The 18,626-nt window shown below is 34.6% G+C and carries 18 protein-coding genes, 1 other RNA gene and 2 pseudogenes; 18 read left to right on the top strand and 3 right to left on the bottom strand.

What is annotated here, in order from left to right:
* Window positions 1–202 precede the first annotated feature (202 nt).
* Both ABWU28_RS03955 and fumC read left to right on the top strand, forming a co-directional pair.
* On the top strand, window positions 203–391 hold the full coding sequence (locus tag ABWU28_RS03955) for a hypothetical protein (RefSeq protein ID WP_353274922.1): 189 nt from the start codon (window positions 203–205) through the stop codon (window positions 389–391).
* Between the two features lie 191 nt (window positions 392–582).
* A complete protein-coding gene (fumC, locus tag ABWU28_RS03950; RefSeq protein WP_353274920.1) occupies window positions 583–1,971 on the top strand; it encodes a class II fumarate hydratase in 1,389 nt (462 codons plus the stop codon).
* Window positions 1,972–1,995: 24 nt separating this feature from the next.
* On the opposite strand, the gene ABWU28_RS03945 is transcribed toward fumC, so the two are convergent.
* Window positions 1,996–2,757, bottom strand: coding sequence for a hypothetical protein (locus ABWU28_RS03945; RefSeq protein ID WP_353274919.1), 762 nt, complete (start codon window positions 2,755–2,757; stop codon window positions 1,996–1,998).
* 463 nt (window positions 2,758–3,220) lie between these two features.
* Between ABWU28_RS03945 and ABWU28_RS03940 the strand changes: the two genes are divergently transcribed.
* Window positions 3,221–4,177: an IS5 family transposase gene (locus ABWU28_RS03940; protein WP_213863789.1), complete on the top strand. Its 957-nt coding sequence runs from the start codon at window positions 3,221–3,223 to the stop codon at window positions 4,175–4,177.
* Between the two features lie 128 nt (window positions 4,178–4,305).
* On the opposite strand, the gene ABWU28_RS03935 is transcribed toward ABWU28_RS03940, so the two are convergent.
* Window positions 4,306–5,397, bottom strand: a complete 1,092-nt coding sequence (locus ABWU28_RS03935) for a hypothetical protein (RefSeq protein ID WP_353274917.1) — start codon at window positions 5,395–5,397, stop codon at window positions 4,306–4,308.
* A 236-nt stretch (window positions 5,398–5,633) separates the two neighbouring features.
* Here ABWU28_RS03935 and ABWU28_RS03930 point away from each other — a divergent pair, with 236 nt between their 5' ends.
* The 13 genes and pseudogenes from ABWU28_RS03930 to ABWU28_RS03865 all read left to right on the top strand — a co-directional run bounded on the left by ABWU28_RS03930 (window position 5,634) and on the right by ABWU28_RS03865 (window position 14,477).
* Window positions 5,634–6,275, top strand: a complete 642-nt coding sequence (locus ABWU28_RS03930; RefSeq protein ID WP_007302658.1) for an HAD family hydrolase — start codon at window positions 5,634–5,636, stop codon at window positions 6,273–6,275.
* Window positions 6,275–6,748: an RDD family protein gene (locus tag ABWU28_RS03925; RefSeq protein WP_213863732.1), complete on the top strand. Its 474-nt coding sequence runs from the start codon at window positions 6,275–6,277 to the stop codon at window positions 6,746–6,748. Before ABWU28_RS03930 ends, ABWU28_RS03925 begins: the two co-directional genes overlap by 1 nt.
* Before the next feature lie 53 nt (window positions 6,749–6,801).
* Window positions 6,802–7,278, top strand: coding sequence for a bacterioferritin (bfr, locus tag ABWU28_RS03920; RefSeq protein ID WP_213863731.1), 477 nt, complete (start codon window positions 6,802–6,804; stop codon window positions 7,276–7,278).
* Between the two features lies 1 nt (window position 7,279).
* On the top strand, window positions 7,280–7,891 hold the full coding sequence (locus ABWU28_RS03915; protein WP_353274914.1) for an SURF1 family protein: 612 nt from the start codon (window positions 7,280–7,282) through the stop codon (window positions 7,889–7,891).
* A 39-nt stretch (window positions 7,892–7,930) separates the two neighbouring features.
* Window positions 7,931–8,065, top strand: a pseudogene (locus ABWU28_RS03910) (zinc ribbon domain-containing protein); the annotation flags it as partial.
* A gap of 249 nt (window positions 8,066–8,314) precedes the next feature.
* Window positions 8,315–8,899 (top strand): annotated as a pseudogene (locus ABWU28_RS03905) (glutamate ligase domain-containing protein); the annotation flags it as partial.
* A gap of 281 nt (window positions 8,900–9,180) precedes the next feature.
* Complete coding sequence (locus ABWU28_RS03895; protein WP_213863789.1) at window positions 9,181–10,137, top strand: IS5 family transposase; 957 nt, start codon at window positions 9,181–9,183, stop codon at window positions 10,135–10,137.
* A gap of 52 nt (window positions 10,138–10,189) precedes the next feature.
* Window positions 10,190–10,336 (top strand): hypothetical protein, encoded by a 147-nt coding sequence (locus ABWU28_RS03890; protein ID WP_353275697.1) that lies wholly within the window; start codon window positions 10,190–10,192, stop codon window positions 10,334–10,336.
* Window positions 10,333–11,607, top strand: a complete 1,275-nt coding sequence (gene eno / locus ABWU28_RS03885) for a phosphopyruvate hydratase (protein WP_353275695.1) — start codon at window positions 10,333–10,335, stop codon at window positions 11,605–11,607. Before ABWU28_RS03890 ends, eno begins: the two co-directional genes overlap by 4 nt.
* On the top strand, window positions 11,595–12,617 hold the full coding sequence (cgtA, locus tag ABWU28_RS03880; protein WP_353275694.1) for an Obg family GTPase CgtA: 1,023 nt from the start codon (window positions 11,595–11,597) through the stop codon (window positions 12,615–12,617). The genes eno and cgtA overlap by 13 nt, the downstream gene beginning before the upstream one ends.
* A gap of 148 nt (window positions 12,618–12,765) precedes the next feature.
* The gene (locus ABWU28_RS03875) at window positions 12,766–13,218 is read left to right on the top strand and encodes an ankyrin repeat domain-containing protein (protein ID WP_213863729.1); all 453 of its coding nucleotides are present in this window, start codon (window positions 12,766–12,768) and stop codon (window positions 13,216–13,218) included.
* Between the two features lie 481 nt (window positions 13,219–13,699).
* Window positions 13,700–14,034: a transfer-messenger RNA gene (gene ssrA, locus ABWU28_RS03870) on the top strand.
* Window positions 14,035–14,048: 14 nt separating this feature from the next.
* Window positions 14,049–14,477, top strand: a complete 429-nt coding sequence (locus ABWU28_RS03865) for a ClpXP protease specificity-enhancing factor SspB (protein WP_213863728.1) — start codon at window positions 14,049–14,051, stop codon at window positions 14,475–14,477.
* Window positions 14,478–14,700: 223 nt separating this feature from the next.
* Here ABWU28_RS03865 and ABWU28_RS03860 read toward each other — a convergent pair whose 3' ends face one another.
* Window positions 14,701–15,657: an IS5 family transposase gene (locus ABWU28_RS03860; RefSeq protein ID WP_213863789.1), complete on the bottom strand. Its 957-nt coding sequence runs from the start codon at window positions 15,655–15,657 to the stop codon at window positions 14,701–14,703.
* Window positions 15,658–16,065: 408 nt separating this feature from the next.
* Here ABWU28_RS03860 and ABWU28_RS03855 point away from each other — a divergent pair, with 408 nt between their 5' ends.
* On the top strand, window positions 16,066–16,344 hold the full coding sequence (locus tag ABWU28_RS03855; protein ID WP_012481756.1) for a YggT family protein: 279 nt from the start codon (window positions 16,066–16,068) through the stop codon (window positions 16,342–16,344).
* On the top strand, window positions 16,345–18,456 hold the full coding sequence (locus ABWU28_RS03850) for a DNA translocase FtsK (protein ID WP_012481755.1): 2,112 nt from the start codon (window positions 16,345–16,347) through the stop codon (window positions 18,454–18,456).
* The last annotated feature ends 170 nt before the right edge of the window (window positions 18,457–18,626 follow it).

Raw genomic sequence — 18,626 nt, 5'->3', positions numbered from 1 at the left:
ATACAAAATTATCAACAAATGAGACTAAATTCAAAAAATTTTAAAAAACATAGTTGATGGCTATGAAAACACTGCTCTGAATTATGCTACTAGAAACGGGCATTTAGATGTAAAAGAATATCTGAAAGGTTACATACAAAAAGAACTGCGGAAGAAATACGTCTGCATTGGCGTTAGTGGTACAATAGGTTATGTTGCAGGTATGACAATATCATGTTCTGCGGGAGCAGCGATTGCAGTTTGTGCAGCATCAGCTACCATTAGTTTAGCGTTAGGTGCAATTTTTGGTTATACAATTTTAGAAGTAAAAAAAGAGAAAGCAAACAAAGGTATAGCTTCTGCGCTTAAAGATGTTTTCACTATTCAAGCTCTAAGTAGAATAGCCTTATAGAGAGTAAAGTAGGTTTATTGCTTAAGGTTGCATGATTGCCTTAATAACAATAAAAAAGTAATAGGAAGCAAAAGATACGGCTTGAAAATTTTCTACGGTCTGGACTAAAAATGTCTCAACTTGACACTGAAATACAATTTGATTTAACTAATCATATATGTAGGTAATGTCAAACACTAGAATGAGGAAATATGGATAAAAAAGTTAGAATAGAATCAGATAGCTTAGGAAAAGTAGAAGTACCAAGTGAACATTACTGGGGAGCGCAGACTCAACGTTCTCTGGAAAATTTCAAAATTGGTACAGAGAAAATGCCAGAGTCCTTGATTAAAGCGCTAGCAATAGTAAAACTTGCAGCAGCACGTGTTAACATGAAACAGGGTAGCATAGATAATAGAGTAGGGGATGCAATCTGCACAGCGGCACAGGAGGTAATAGACGGTAAATTTAATAATCAATTTCCGCTTGTTGTTTGGCAAACCGGGTCTGGAACGCAGACCAATATGAATGTGAATGAAGTGATCAGCAATCGTGCAATAGAAATTTTGGGAGGTGATTTAGGTAGTAAGTCTCCAGTGCATCCAAATGATCATGTAAACTGTGGTCAGTCATCAAATGACACTTTTCCAACAGCAATGCATATAGCAGTAGCAGAACAAATAGACCGCTTGCTTATTCCCAATCTTGAAGAATTATATAAAGCGCTAAATAATAAGGTTCATGAATTTAAAGATATAATAAAAGTAGGGCGTACTCATCTGCAAGATGCAACTCCTCTAACACTTGGGCAGGAATTTTCTGGCTATGCAGTTCAGATTCAAAAGGGAATAGAGAGAGTAAAATCAACTCTGAGCAATGTATATGAACTTGCACAAGGTGGCACCGCGGTTGGCACGGGAATCAATACTAAAAAGGGTTTTGCTGAGGATTTTGCTAAAGAAGTGGCAAAAATCACTAATTTTCCATTTATTTCAGCAAAAAATAAGTTTGAAGCACTAGCAGCAAATGATGCTTTAGTTGAGCTCAGTGGAGCACTCAATACAGTAGCAGTAAGTTTGATGAAAATTGCAAATGATATAAGGCTACTTGGTTCTGGTCCAAGATGCGGAATTGGAGAAATAATGTTACCAGAAAATGAGCCTGGCTCTTCAATCATGCCGGGTAAGGTGAATCCAACTCAATGCGAAGCAGTGACTATGGTATGTGCTCAAGTTATGGGAAATCATGTTGCCGTGACAATTGGTGGCTCAAATGGTCACTTTGAATTGAACGTGTTTAAGCCGGTGATAATTTACAATGTTTTGCAGTCTATAAGACTTTTAGCTGATGCAAGTTTAAATTTTGCAGAGAAATGCGTAGTTGATATTAAAGCAAACGAAGAAAGAATAAAGGATTTACTAAATCAGTCGTTAATGCTAGTTACTATATTAAATACGCATATAGGATATGACAATGCAGCAAAAATAGCGAAGCTTGCTTATAAAGAAAATATCACTCTAAAAGAAGCAGCAGCAAAACTTCAACTGCTCACTGAGGAGGAGTTTGAAAGGATAGTGAAACCAGAGGAGATGGTAGGTTAATCTACCACCTTTTTTTGTCCCTAGTTAATTGTGGTAATATGTATGGAACTTTGCTGGTTGCTCTACATATACCTCTTCTAAATCACTTAGAGCGTGGTCATTGTGATTAAAGCCATATCTCTTAACTATCTCATCTAGCGTAACAGAGCTTAGAGAGAAACTGAACTCTGGCAATGGATTCACATTTGAGGATTGCAGACTAGTTACTCCATTTATCAAATAGTTATAATACTCTGGGGATAATTGCTCACCTTCTAGGCTATCTGATATATGCTCATTCGACGTTAAACTACTACTAACTGTCGAATTTTCTGTTACAGTATTGCAGAATTGATTATCGAATTCAGCAAAACCCAGAAATGGAATTACTGTTTGGCTACATGATTGATTCTCTTTGTCAGAAGAAAGTTCTAGTCTAGTATCAAATGTATGTTCAACAACTGTTTCCTCGAACGCAGGAGATATAAGAGAGAAATGTGCTGCTGGCAAATCATCTCTGTTTTGTACTAACGGTTCATTGGAGTTTTCAGTACTTAAGTTGCTTGAACTCTCTTTATTGCTTAAGTAAAAATTCTTTAGGACAAGCTTAGCTTTGACAGTTGATTTTGTCTCTAAATTTACTTTATAATCTTCTTTTTGTTGGGGATTCAGTTGATTAAATAGAATTTTAAATAAAGTCGATGTGGGATTAATACAATCGAGTGTATTGAAAGCAAACTCTTGAGGTAACTGATTAAAGATAGAAGGTGCTTCTTCCTTGTCTAGTGCATTTAGTATGCCGGACATAGCTTTAGAGCCTTGAGGCTTTGCTTTAACATGCTCTATATATTCATTTTATGGTTAGTGCTAAGGTTATTAAATGCCTTTCTAAGTTTATTTGTTTGGTGAGAGTTAATTAACTTGTTTAAATTTTTCACCACTTCGTTGCTTATACTACCATGCATTTCTTTACCACCATCAAAGTTAATATATTAATATTAATATGAGATTTAATGATAAAATCAATATAAAATTTTTAAAAATTAATTATTTTTATTATAAAAACAGGAATTCTATTAATTTTTTTCCTGATTTGTGTCTGTTTTGCTTTCTATAGCTAACCCAAATTAGGTTTACCGGAACAAATTTTATAAATAATTTAAGTTAGCGCGTGAAGCTGGAATGGCTTTGTTGCACCACTCAAGGAAAGAACAGGCAGTTACTGATGGAATTTGTTATAAAATAGATATTTAGCCGACAAAGGAAAAATATGCCAATAAGAATGAAAGTCAGTAACTGCAATGAATATAACAAATTTCTTCAAGAAAGGGGAAATGTTTTTCATTATATCAACGATGCCATTGAAAATTGGTACGAAAATAGTCCAAAAGTAGCAGGTGGCAACAATGTCTACAGCGACAAAGTAGTGATTCTAATTCACATAATAACCTATCTATTCAGGATTGGTCTTAGGCAAACAGTGGGATTTATAGAGAAATATCTTGAGCAAATAGGGAAAATTTTGCAAATTATCAGCTATTCGCAGGCTTCAAGAAGGTTTAAAAAGCTTAATATCAAAATCAACGACTGCAGAGTTGATAAGAACGATATGGAAGATATTGAAATTGCTATAGATAGTACAGGTATCAGCATCTACAATAATATTCCAGGCCATAGTAAGGCAAATGGTACAGATAGAAAGTATCGCCGCTATGAGCAAACAAGAAAGCTACATGTAATGCTAGAGATAGGTAGTAAAAAAGTTATAGCTGCAAAATACAGTAGTGGAGTTTATTCCGACCACTATGGAGCCTGTGATCTTATTGAAAGAGTGGATACCAAGTATAACATAAGCACGATATATGCAGATAGGGCATATAATCGAAAGAAGTTATACAAACTGTGCGATGAGCTTGACATAAAGACAAGGATTCCTCCGCAAAATAATGCAGTAGAGCATCCAAAGTTGGATTATATGAATGAGAGAAATTCTACAATCAAGCTCATAAAGTCATATGATGAAGATGGTATGAAGAGGTGGAAAAAAGAGATAAATTATTGGAAGAGATCTTATATAGAAAGTTTTTTCTCGCGACTGAAGCAAATATTTGGATTTAGTTTTAGGAATAAATCTGAGATTAATCGTGAGAAGGAACTGCTACTCAAGTGTTATTTGCTTAACAAATTTACTGAAATAGGCATGGCTAAGTTTGATATAGCTTCATGAATTTATTATACATTACCCACTATCCGAAGAGCTGTGCAACAAAGCCCACTGGAATCCAGATTTTTAGCTATGGTCAAGCCATAGGATGACAAATTAGACCCCAGACTATGCAAGAAATCTAAGGCGAATTATCTTTCATGGTCTGTCTTTGTTTGTTCTACTTTCGTGACAGGAGTTACCAATGGATTATCAATTTGCTTTAAACCTTCACTTGCGCTTTGGTCTTGATTTGAAAGGAGCTTATTTTGTTGTTGCCCTTCATCATTTGAAGTGCTTTTTTGAGTAGTTCTTTTTATATCCTCTACACTCTTTTTATCTTCACCAAAAAGTTTTTTGAATATTTTCTTCAGAAAACGTACCAAAAAGCCTTCTTCTTTTTGATTTTCTTTCGGTTGAGCTATATTTTTCTTTTCACTCAACTGAGATTTTTTATTATTAGATTTTTTTTCTGTAGCATTCCTATCCACTGAGACTTGTTTTAACGAAATTTTAGGCTTTTTATCGCTCGGTTTATCTTTTATAGGATCTTTGCTTACTGAAGGTTGTAACTTAGTTACTGTATCTGTTTGAACAGAAATCTTTTCTTGTTGAAAGTTTCTATCTTCTGAAACAGATCTTCCAGAAGTATTTATTTCGCTAACTGAGTCACGAATTTTGTCTGTTTGCACAGAAATCTTTTCTTGTTTATTTTGATCAGAAATTTTGCCTTCTAATGTAGTTTGAGATTTTTTATTACTTTCAAACTCTGCAACTTTTTTACTTGTAAAAACGTCTTTTCCTTCGAATTTTTGTTTAAATCCAGCAATCTTTTTAAAATCTTCAGCTATTTTTTTGGCTGCACGATCCATTCGACCTTCAAGATTATGAATCAATTTTTTAATAATCTTCACTTCATCTTTACGCCCTTTTTGAGCTTTAAGCTCCCGGTGCAATTCAACAATAATTTTTACTTTATCTTCCAATGAAGAATTTTCTGGAAAAACATCTTTAAGTTCCCGATTCAATTCGACGATCTTTTCAAAATCTTTAGCTACTTTTTTAGCTGCACGGTTCATTCGATCTCTAAGACTACGATTTAATTTTGCAATAGTCTTGATTTTATCTCCCAGTGAAGAATTATCTGCTGCAGAAATATCTTTTAACCTTTTCCCGGGATTTTCTTTGGTTACTTGCCTTTTGTAAGCTTTAAGTTCCTGGCGGAAATCATTGATAATCTTCACTTTATCTTCCAGCGACGTACCTTCTGGAAAAGCACCAGCAAAGACATCCTTGAATTTCTTCTCAATATCTTGTGTATCTTTAAGCTGTGTCATACCCAACTAAATAAAAGCTTATACTAAAATCAGTATATTAGTTAATTATGTAAAAATGGTTAAGACACAAGGAGCACCTCATTTATGCTTTTTTCATCAAAATATCATTTACTTATTAACTTAAAATACGTCACAATATAAAAATGAAAAATAGCCCGTTAGCAGTAGTATTCGATTGGGATAATACCTTAGTTGACACTCAAGATAATATTTCTAATGCTATTAAGCATACTTTAGATTTGATGGGATCTGGCAGTAAAGTTGTTGATAGAAATTCTCATGAATCAAGAAAGAGCTACATGGTCAATTTGTTTGGTGATCAGTGGAAAAAAGCGAACCAGATATATCAAAAATACCTAGATAGTGCACTGTTACAAAATATTACTCTGAACGAGGGAGTAGAGGGAATGCTCCAGACGCTGAAAAGCCACAATATTTACCTAGCGATAGTTAGCAATAAGAAAAATACTAATTTACGTCAAGAAGTTGCCTACTTTAAACTAGATTCTTACTTTGAAAGAATAGTTGGATCATGTGATACTGCAGAAGATAAACCATCTGCAACTCCACTGCTATTTGCACTAGAGGAGAGTACGCTACCTGTAAATAGAGAAAATGTGTTTTTTGTTGGTGACAGCATCACAGATATTCTATGTGCACAAAATGCAAATTGCTTACCTATTGTATACGGACAATCAATAAGAGGTTATGAAGATTTGTTATATTTTCAACATTTTAATAAACTTACAGAATTCATAGTAAAGTATTTGAAAGATAGGTGGTAATGACAGAGATCGCTAGTGTACACAGGCGCTTTTGCGCATATTTAATAGATGTAGCAATTTTATTAATTCCAACCTTACTAATTGTGTTGTCATTAGGGGATTTTCCATTAATTTTACACCTGTCATACATGTGTATAAATTGTGGATACTTTACATATTTTATATCTTCAACAGCTCAAGCAACTCCTGGTCAACAGTTAATGAATATATATACTATCACTTTAGATAGTTCTAAAATAGGTTTGAGCTTAGCATTTGATCGCACTATCTCTCAGTTTTTCCTTCCTATGCTAAATAATTCAATTATCACCTTTATCAAACTTTTTCAAACATCAGTAAATGCTTTAAGTATACTAGAAGTGATTATAGTGATGCTTACCTTCAGTTGGTATTTAGTTGCTTGCTTCTCTCAGAGGAAACAGGCATTTCATGATGTGCTATTTGATACGATTGTTGTGAGAAAAATGAATTGATGTTGCCTTGATTGTTATGTAGATTACATTGGTATATTAGCTAAAGAAAGGTTATGAATAAAGAAATAGTAGAACATTTAAATAAATTACTTACAAATGAGCTGACTTCTGTACGCCAGTATCTTTTGCATTCTGCGATTCTTAAAAATAGCGGAATTAATAAACTTGCAGAAAAGATGAAAAACGAGCTTAATGAAGAACTTGAGCATGCAAATAGGTTGGCAGAAAGAATTTTACTGCTTAAGGGCATGCCAAATTTTCAAGATACAAATAAAATCTCAAAGTATGAAGGAAAGTTCACAAAAGATACAATGCAGAAAATCTTAGAAGATAATTCTAACTTAGAAGAAGAAGGTATCAAGGGCATCAAAGAGGCAATTTCCGTTGCTGAAAAAGAAAAGGATTTCGTGAGTGTAATGTTATTAGAAGGACTACTGAAAAATGAGGAAGAGCACTTACATTGGATCAAAGAACAGATTGACCTTATTGAGCTTATGGGTATTGAAAATTACTTGAGAACACAAATATAGAGTGTTAAGAAAAACAGTATTTATTTTCATTATACCTTTTTTACTTCTTTTTTCACTCGGGTTATGGCAGTTATTTAGATTGAGCTGGAAGAATAATATTATCAAAAATATGGATCTTCCAGTTATTCATCTACTGCCTAGTGATAATCTTTCAAAGTTTAACTACAGAAACGTTAAAATCGACGGAATTTTAAGTGATATAGAACTATATGTTTTCGCAGGTCAACGTGGCTATCATGTGCTGTCTCCTATGTTGCTTATCAATGGACATTACATGTTAATAAATAAAGGAATAGTCAGAGAAAAAAAAGAAGAAAAAGCAAAAATTGAAAAAGTAGCTGCTGATGGCGTTTTGTATTGTGATGGTAGCAAAAATTGGTTTATCAAAAATGATATTGCTTCAAATACATGGTTTACCCTAAGTACAAAAGAGATCTCCAATGAACTAGGTATTAAGCTAGAGAAATGTATATTGTGGCAAGATAATTTTGGTGGCAAATTGACTATACAGCCAATAAAGCATCTTGAATACGCAATTACTTGGTTTGCACTTTCCTTGATTTGGCTCATTATATGCCTATTTTACTATAGGCAAAATATATATAAGTCGTAGAGATACAGTTTGGAAAAAGAAAAGCTACAAATAGAAAAAATGCAACAAAGTGGAAGAAAATACTTATTACAAGGGTTAGTGATATGTCAGTGTTGCAAATCCGTTTATTATGGAATGAGTAATGCTAAGGGAGGAAGAAGTTACTATCGTTGTCCTGGAAAACGTTTTGGTGAATGTAACAGCAAATCAATACGCGCGGATATACTAGAAGAGGTAGTATGGGAAGAAGTTAAGATGGTAAGAGAGCACATAACGAAGGAAAAGTGTGATTTATCAGAGGCAGATTGGGAGACTAAACTTAATATAATTAGAAAATTAGTTCAACGCATTGAAATTGATGATGATAATGTACATATAGTGTTTCAATTAAAAGAACTCTCTCTCGAAGGACAAAAAGAAGATATTCAACCTTGTACCAGAATTATAAAGAATGTAGTGCTATCAAATGCAATAGGAATGCATAAAGTTAGCAACGCCCTGGCTGCAATATCAGCTGCAGTGAAACTTGGAATTAGTGATGAAGAGATTAAAAAAGGTCTTTTGGAATTTAAAGGAGTAGCAAGGAGATTTTCTTTAATTGCCAATATTAAAGGTGTTAAGTTAATTGAGGATTATGCTCACCACCCAAATGAAATACAGGCAACCCTGGCAGCAGCACGTTCGATTGCTAAAAGAAAGGTAATAGGAATTATCGAGCCGCTTCGTTTTGCTCGTATTCGTAATTTTTTTGATGAGTTCGTACGAATTTTCATGATGTTTGATTATGTAATTCTCACTCCTGTCCATCCTCCAGAAGATAAGCCTATTCCTGGCTGTGGAATTGATGATATACAAAAAGCCTTGATCAGTAATGGGTTTAATGATGTGAAGATTATGAATGATGCTTTACTCATTTCACATTTTATTAGTAATTCGACAAGTTCAGGAGATGTAGTATTATTTATTGGTGCTGGTAGTAATATAGCTAAACTAGCGAAAGAAACTGCAAAGCTGCTGCTAGTAAAATAAACTTAAGCATTGGTGATTTATATGATAAAATTGTGTAGTAAAACTGGATCCCAGTGTCTAGGCAAACAACTGTACAGACATTGTGATATGGGGATAGCTTCCATTAAGAATGGTGTCATCCCAGTGCCCAGACACTGGGATCCAGAAGACTTAACTTTAAATAAGTGGCTGTATAATAAAAACTGGATTCCAGTGGGCTTTGTTGCACCACTCAAGGAAAGAACAGGCAGTTACTGATGGAATTTGTTATAAAATAGATATTTAGCCGACAAAGGAAAAATATGCCAATAAGAATGAAAGTCAGTAACTGCAATGAATATAACAAATTTCTTCAAGAAAGGGGAAATGTTTTTCATTATATCAACGATGCCATTGAAAATTGGTACGAAAATAGTCCAAAAGTAGCAGGTGGCAACAATGTCTACAGCGACAAAGTAGTGATTCTAATTCACATAATAACCTATCTATTCAGGATTGGTCTTAGGCAAACAGTGGGATTTATAGAGAAATATCTTGAGCAAATAGGGAAAATTTTGCAAATTATCAGCTATTCGCAGGCTTCAAGAAGGTTTAAAAAGCTTAATATCAAAATCAACGACTGCAGAGTTGATAAGAACGATATGGAAGATATTGAAATTGCTATAGATAGTACAGGTATCAGCATCTACAATAATATTCCAGGCCATAGTAAGGCAAATGGTACAGATAGAAAGTATCGCCGCTATGAGCAAACAAGAAAGCTACATGTAATGCTAGAGATAGGTAGTAAAAAAGTTATAGCTGCAAAATACAGTAGTGGAGTTTATTCCGACCACTATGGAGCCTGTGATCTTATTGAAAGAGTGGATACCAAGTATAACATAAGCACGATATATGCAGATAGGGCATATAATCGAAAGAAGTTATACAAACTGTGCGATGAGCTTGACATAAAGACAAGGATTCCTCCGCAAAATAATGCAGTAGAGCATCCAAAGTTGGATTATATGAATGAGAGAAATTCTACAATCAAGCTCATAAAGTCATATGATGAAGATGGTATGAAGAGGTGGAAAAAAGAGATAAATTATTGGAAGAGATCTTATATAGAAAGTTTTTTCTCGCGACTGAAGCAAATATTTGGATTTAGTTTTAGGAATAAATCTGAGATTAATCGTGAGAAGGAACTGCTACTCAAGTGTTATTTGCTTAACAAATTTACTGAAATAGGCATGGCTAAGTTTGATATAGCTTCATGAATTTATTATACATTACCCACTATCCGAAGAGCTGTGCAACAAAGCCATTCCAGTGTCAAGCACTGGAATGACACCATCTGCTACTCAAATTATCTGTTTATCTGTAGGTTGCAATGTTCGTACACTGAAATGTTACAGCGCTGGGGTGACATTTCCCGAACGTGAACACAATTGTGAATCTAGTGGAGGTTTAGCATGATGAAAAAGACGATCAGCAGTGTATTTGCAAGAGAAATTTTAGATAGCAGGGGTTACCCAACAATTGAGGTAGAAATAGAACTATGTGATGGAGCAACAGGTAGAGCCGCTGTCCCTTCTGGGGCTTCGACCGGTAAACTAGAAGCATTGGAGCTGAGAGATCAAGATGAAAAAAGGTATTGTGGTAAAGGAGTGCTGAAAGCTGTTCAATCTGTGAGTGGAGTGATAGCAAATAAAATCATTGGCATGGATGCAGCAAACCAGAGTGCAATTGATAAAGTTTTAATTGAACTAGATGGAACAAAAAATAAATCTAAACTTGGAGCAAATGCAACTTTGGGTGTGTCTCTTGCTGTTGCAAAAGCAGCAGCAAACAGCTTTAAAATGCCGTTATATAAGTATTTGGGAGTAGGGGAAGAGCAGATGCCAGTTCCGCTAATTAACGTCATTAATGGTGGAGTACATGCAGATAATAAACTCGATTTTCAAGAATTTATGATTCTTCCGGTTGGTGCTGAAACTTTCAGTGAAGCAATCAGAATATCTGCAGAGGTATTTCATAACTTGCGCAGCATTCTTAAGAAAAAAGGTTATAGCACAAACGTAGGAGATGAAGGTGGTTTTGCACCAAACATTGGAAGCACTGAAGAAGCTCTTAATTTGATAATTCAGGCTGTTGAATCTGCTGGTTATTCGATGAAAAATCACTTTGCACTGGGTCTTGATGTTGCTTCATCTACTTTTTATGAAAATAGAGTTTACAAATTTGAAAACAGAGAACTTACTTCAGAGGAATTGGTTCAGTATTATTTTGACCTTGTAGGCAAATATCCAATAATTTCTATAGAAGATGCAATGAATGAAGACGACTATGAAGGTTGGAAATTACTTACTGCAAAATTGGGAAGTAAAATTCAATTAGTCGGGGATGATTTATTTGTTACAAATTGTGAACTAATAAGTAAGGGAATAGAGGAAAAAATGGCAAATTCTGTACTAATTAAACCAAATCAAATAGGAACGCTTACGGAAACTTTTGCTGCTATTGAAATGGCAAAATCAAATGGCTATAGGGCTATTATTTCGCATCGCTCAGGTGAAACAGAAGATACAACGATATCCCACATATCAGTTGCGTCGAATTGTGGGCAAATAAAGACTGGCTCGCTGTCGCGTTCTGATAGGCTTGCAAAGTATAATGAATTGATGAGAATAGAAAGTTCATTAGGAGAGAATGCTAAATATTATCGCGGGTTAGCATGGATTTCATAGACGAAGTTAAATTATATTTAAAAGCAGGTGATGGTGGCGATGGCTGCGCTAGTTTTCGTCGAGAAAAATTCGTTGAATTTGGTGGCCCAAACGGTGGTAATGGGGGCAGGGGAGGAGACATAATTTTCGTCAGTGATGCAAATCTCAACACTTTGCTTAATTTTCGTTGTCGAAGACATATTAAAGCGAGTAGTGGAAAAAGTGGTACGAGTAGAGATAAATCTGGCACAGCAGGAAAAGATATTATACTTAAAGTTCCAGTTGGCACACAAATAATCGATGAAGAAAGTGAGGAAATAATAGTAGATCTTGATAAACCTGACATGGAATTTCAAGTAGTGAAAGGTGGAAAAGGTGGGCTTGGAAATACTAACTTTAAATCTGCTACTAATAGGGCACCAAGACATTTTACTCATGGTCAGCCTGGCGAAGAAAGAAATATAATATTGAAGCTAAAAGTTTTATCTGATGTTGGCATTATTGGTATGCCAAATGCAGGTAAATCTAAATTTTTAACCCGCTGCTCAAATTCTGATACGAAAGTAGGCGATTATGAATTTACTACTATAAGACCACATTTAGGTGTAGCAAAAGTAGATTATAGCGAAATTGTGATAGCAGATATTCCTGGAATAATCGCTGATGCTCATCTTGGAGTTGGGCTCGGACACAAATTTTTAAGGCACATAGAAAGGTGCAAAATTTTACTGCATTTAATTGATGTAACTCACGATGACATTATTTCAGCTTATAATTGTACACATAATGAACTGAAGCTTTACAATAGTGACCTTATCAAGAAGGAAGAAACTGTCGTGTTAAACAAATGCGACTTATTGGAGGAAGCAGAAATTCTTGAGAAGAAGAATCATTTAGCCAATTATCTTGATAGAGAAGTACTGTGCTTATCAATCGACGATGATTTACAGCCCATTCTGAGGTTATTGAGTGAGAAAATGAAAAAAAGCGACCCTAAAAAAATTGATGTGTATGATCCTTTTAAGACATAGATTCAGTATACAGATGGCTAATCTAATAATTGCAGTTTTAAATTATATTAATACCTATAGCATAGTAGTCATTACATAGAATGTTTTCGTCCTCATATCTTGCTTTAATGCTATAATTAGTATTTATTCTTAAAAATCGGAGAACATTATGAGTAACACGTCGATATTACAAAAAATACTATATAGGATTGATAATGATGACAAAATAAGTGCATCTAACATAATTGAAAAATTAAAAAGTGAGCTGCAGCAGCATGTTAATATGTACAATGCATGGGAAGAAAGTGGATTTGACATAAATGCTAATTCATTTGATGGAAGTAACTTACTATGTTTAGCATCTGGAAGTGGCTGTGTAAAAGTAGTAGAGTTTCTTATAGAGAAGGATGCAAATGTTAATATACAAGATAATGAAGGAAAGACTCCTTTGGATTATGCTATTTCTAGTGGAAGGGAAGAAGTAATAGAAATTCTTACAGGAAAAATTCTTTTATCTGATGAAGGACTGACATCACAGATGTCATCAGAACAAGAAGTAGAGATTGATTCACAAGATCAATACGAAACTCTTCCTTCATATCCGTTTTTTTCTAACAAGTAGAAAGTTAGAAAGTACACTGAATTGATTTAATTCTTGAGGAGAAAAACTAATTTATAGTCTAGTTACACAGGCAATTTTCCACATTTGTCTGCATTTTTTGTTCCACAACTTATCTTTTTTTCGGCTTGTGCCATTTCTCACACTGTCTCTTGCTTTCTTGAACTCAGAAATTCAATAGCTACAAAAGCATTTGAGTAGTTTTTTGTTAAGAATTAGGCATAGAATCCCCCATATTTATTAATAAAGAACAGAAAAAATGTAACGCACATGCGACAGAGATTAAGCATATGTGTGCACCCATTTGCGCTGAAGAAGATACGCTACATTCTTTACTTAGTTTGATTATTTGATAGAAAAGTCTGCAGACGAAGATAGATTTTGAGCTCTAAAAATACCTCTACTTTGATTATACTAAGATTAGATAAATAGGCGAAGTAATTTTTATATTAGTTTTTTAGTTGCCAATCAATTTGGAGTTCAATAACTTGACATTTATTCAATACTACTGTATAATAAACATGTGTATTTTTTATACACTATGGCAATAAAATTACCTTGTAATAGGTGTATTGGACCCGAGGGCAGTACTCGGCGCCTCCACCATATTTTTGATACGGGGGCGAATAAGGATCGACATGCATAGTAAAGATGGTACCTTTGCTCGGTTAGATACCACCGCTAAGAGTTCATAATTTAGATGCAAACGATAACTTTGCTGCCGAAGACAATGTTGCATTAGCTGCTTAATTTAGGCACTATAACTTCATTGCTATAAGCACGGTTTAGGGAACGCCGGGTAACAGAAGTTCCCCCAAACATGTAAGGGTTATATGGATAAAACAGATTATCAGAAGTCGCTTAGTTATGCTAAATTTCAAGTTATCAAAAAGGCTTTGAATACTATATTAGATAATGTTTTTACTCCTCACTTAGAAATAGTATTTTTTACGCGCTTTAATGGTGTTGTCATACCAGACTACTTGAAAGAATCATACCCTACTCAAATGCTTATTATATTACAGCATCAATTTTTTGGTCTAAAAGTTCTTGAAGATAAGTTTAGCGTCAGTTTGAGCTTTCGTGGAAAACAAGAACAAGTCACTGTACCGTTTTTTGCTATTAGTGAGTTTCATGATAAAATTTCAGGAGATATTTTAGTATTTAGCGTTGATTCTGATAAAGAATACGAAAGTGAAAAATGTGCTGAAAAATCATCAAATGGTAGTATTATATCTATAGATCAACTTTACGATAAGTAGTTGCTTAATTTTATAAATAAAAAATATTGTATCTGTTCAGGATATCGACAAGACCATAGAGTAAAAGTGAGTTTATAACAAATGGTATCATTTGAGTAGCTGACATTAGCTTTCACATCAAAAACGTTATAAAGCGCTTTCATGTTTACCAACTTAGTGCCAATCTGGATCCCAGTGGGCTTTGTTGCACAGCTCTTCGGATAGTGGGTAATGTATAATAAATTCATGAAGCTATATCAAACTTAGCCATGCCTATTTCAGTAAATTTGTTAAGCAAATAACACTTGAGTAGCAGTTCCTTCTCACGATTAATCTCAGATTTATTCCTAAAACTAAATCCAAATATTTGCTTCAGTCGCGAGAAAAAACTTTCTATATAAGATCTCTTCCAATAATTTATCTCTTTTTTCCACCTCTTCATACCATCTTCATCATATGACTTTATGAGCTTGATTGTAGAATTTCTCTCATTCATATAATCCAACTTTGGATGCTCTACTGCATTATTTTGCGGAGGAATCCTTGTCTTTATGTCAAGCTCATCGCACAGTTTGTATAACTTCTTTCGATTATATGCCCTATCTGCATATATCGTGCTTATGTTATACTTGGTATCCACTCTTTCAATAAGATCACAGGCTCCATAGTGGTCGGAATAAACTCCACTACTGTATTTTGCAGCTATAACTTTTTTACTACCTATCTCTAGCATTACATGTAGCTTTCTTGTTTGCTCATAGCGGCGATACTTTCTATCTGTACCATTTGCCTTACTATGGCCTGGAATATTATTGTAGATGCTGATACCTGTACTATCTATAGCAATTTCAATATCTTCCATATCGTTCTTATCAACTCTGCAGTCGTTGATTTTGATATTAAGCTTTTTAAACCTTCTTGAAGCCTGCGAATAGCTGATAATTTGCAAAATTTTCCCTATTTGCTCAAGATATTTCTCTATAAATCCCACTGTTTGCCTAAGACCAATCCTGAATAGATAGGTTATTATGTGAATTAGAATCACTACTTTGTCGCTGTAGACATTGTTGCCACCTGCTACTTTTGGACTATTTTCGTACCAATTTTCAATGGCATCGTTGATATAATGAAAAACATTTCCCCTTTCTTGAAGAAATTTGTTATATTCATTGCAGTTACTGACTTTCATTCTTATTGGCATATTTTTCCTTTGTCGGCTAAATATCTATTTTATAACAAATTCCATCAGTAACTGCCTGTTCTTTCCTTGAGTGGTGCAACAAAGCCATCCCAGTGTCTGGGCACTGGGATGACAACAAAGGGGCTACTTGAACAGAGGCTATTTAGGTAACAAGAGGTGACAAGAAAAGAAGCGCTGGTTTCATACGTACCTGAACACTTATCCTGCATGTAATAAACATGATCAAAAAGCTATTCATACAGTACACATCTCTCCGTTAATTTATCAATAAGTTTTTTATCCACGTGGAATCAAAGGGTATAATATCTTATAGCTTATTGTTTACACCTATTTCAGCATAAAAATTATTGTGGGGCTTGATTTTATACATATCACTACACATAATAGGTTTTAGTGTAAATTAGTAATATGCATCCAATCATATACTTACTTAACCTGTTACTTGATCTTTACAGCTTCGTTCTAATATGCTCAATTGCTCTCGATTTGTTGATTAAATTGAATGTAGTTAACATGTATAATGAGATTGTAAGCAGCATAATGCAAACTTTAAACAGACTCACTTATCCTCCACTAAAGGTTATCAGAAGGTATATACAACCATTCAATGGATTAGATTTATCCGTGATGATATTGATAATAGCAATTCACTTTGTAAAATATACAATTACTTATTACTTTAAGTAGATGTTAAAAAAACAGCTAAAATCAGCGATATACTTGTCACTATTAATGTATATATATATATCGGTTTTTAGCTATAATTATAAAGATCCATCCTTAAATACAGCTACAAATCAGGAAGTAACAAATTTGGGCGGAGTAGTAGGTTCATATTTAGCTGATATATTGGTTCAATTTCTTGGACTCGCTAGTATTACAATAGCTACAACCATAGTTTACTTTTTAATTTTCAGAGCATCATTGCTGAAAATTATCTACCTAACGTTAATCAATGTAGCAATATATGCTATATTGTCGCAACTTTCGCTTGGCATTACTGCTAGATACATGCACGGTGGAATAGTCGGTAATGCTCTAATTGACCACTGCCCGTTTTACATATTCACAGTAGTAGCATCAATAGGTATTGTAGGATTGATTGGTTGGAAGAGAACGGTTTATTCTTTGCTTTTCCTATGTAAAAAAATATTTTCCCTTTTTACAAAGGTTCTGTTTTTCAGGTTACGTAAAACTACTGATTATTCAATAGCACCATTAGTAGTAGAGGAAAAATATATAACCACTAAACAACAACCGAAAGAAAGAAAGAAAAAAGCTGCCGAAGAAATTGTTAAACCACCTTCTAGCGAGTTTGAGTTTCCAAGCATTCACTTACTTTCCAAAGCAGAAGAATCTTTGCAGAGAAAACAGTTGAATGCATTAGAGAGCAATAAGAATTTATCTCTGCTCGAACAGGTTCTGAGTGATTTTGGCGTGCAAGGAAAAATTATAAGTGTATGTTATGGACCGGTTGTGACTTTATACAAACTTGAACCACAAGCAGGTACAAAATCTGCAAGAGTGATTGGTCTTGCAGATGATATTGCACGTTCAATGAGTGCACTTTCTGCACGTATTTCAATAATTCGTGGACAAAATGCCATGGGAATAGAATTGCCAAACAAGGAGCGAGAGATTGTAATGCTGCGTGATTTACTTGAATCGCCAGAATACCAAAATGCAAACTTAAATCTTCCAATTGCGCTTGGCAAGGAAATAAGCGGAAAACCAGTTATTGCAGATCTGACTAAAATGCCCCACTTGCTTGTTGCCGGAACTACAGGGTCAGGTAAGTCGGTTGCAATTAACACGATGATTCTGTCGCTTGTTTATCGACTAAGTCCTGATGAATGCAAGATGATAATGATCGACCCCAAAATGCTCGAGCTTTCAATATATGATGCAATACCGCATCTAATAACGCCAGTGGTAACAGAGCCAAAAAAAGCTGTTATTGCTCTTAAGTGGATAGTGAAAGAGATGGAAAATCGCTATCGCATGATGTCATATTTAAATGTGCGCAATGTAATAAACTATAATCAAAAAATTACAGAAGCGATGAATAGCGGAATAGAGTTGGAGCGCGTTGTACAGATTGGCTTTAACTCAACAACGGGTAAACCTTTATTTGAAAAAATACCACTTAAAATGGAGACATTTCCGTATATTGTGGTGATCGTAGATGAAATGGCAGATTTAATGCTTGTTGCTGGCAAAGATATAGAATGCTCTATTCAACGTTTAGCTCAGATGGCTCGTGCTGCAGGAATACACATCATAATGGCAACACAACGCCCATCTGTAGATGTGATAACAGGTGTGATAAAAGCAAACTTTCCAACGAGAATTAGTTTTGCTGTTACTTCTAAGATAGATAGCCGTACAATACTTGGTGAACAAGGGGCCGAACAGTTACTCGGTATGGGTGATATGCTTTATATGGCCTCTGGTGGTAAGATTATTCGAGTGCACGGTCCATTTGTAAGTGATGATGAGGTGCAAAATATAGTTGATCATCTGAAAACGCAAGGTGAGCCAAACTACATGGAGGAAATCACTCAAGAAGATGAAAATTCTTTCGCGGAATCAGAAGGTGAAACAGAAGATGAAGAGAACGATCTATACAAGCAAGCAGTGGCCATCATTCAGAGAGATCAAAAGGTTTCAACTAGTTACATTCAAAGGCAACTTAGAATAGGCTATAACAGAGCTGCAAATATTGTTGAAAGAATGGAGAAAGAAGGTATTGTCAGTGCTCCGAGTTACTCAGGAAAGAGAGAGATATTGGTAGAATAACCCTTAACTTAAACCAAAGAAAGTTATTTTAAGATCAATAGATCTCTTGCATAACTGGAATTCAAAAGTTCCAGCGCATGACCAGATATTTCTTATTGGATCCCAGTTGTATAGTGTTTAATACTAAATTAACTACTAAAAACGTACAATAGTAATATATTAATTAGCTA

Origin of the sequence: Wolbachia endosymbiont (group B) of Pilophorus perplexus (assembly GCF_964028155.1) — a bacterium.
Lineage (GTDB): Bacteria > Pseudomonadota > Alphaproteobacteria > Rickettsiales > Anaplasmataceae > Wolbachia.
This window is presented reverse-complemented; position numbering and strand designations above follow the sequence as displayed.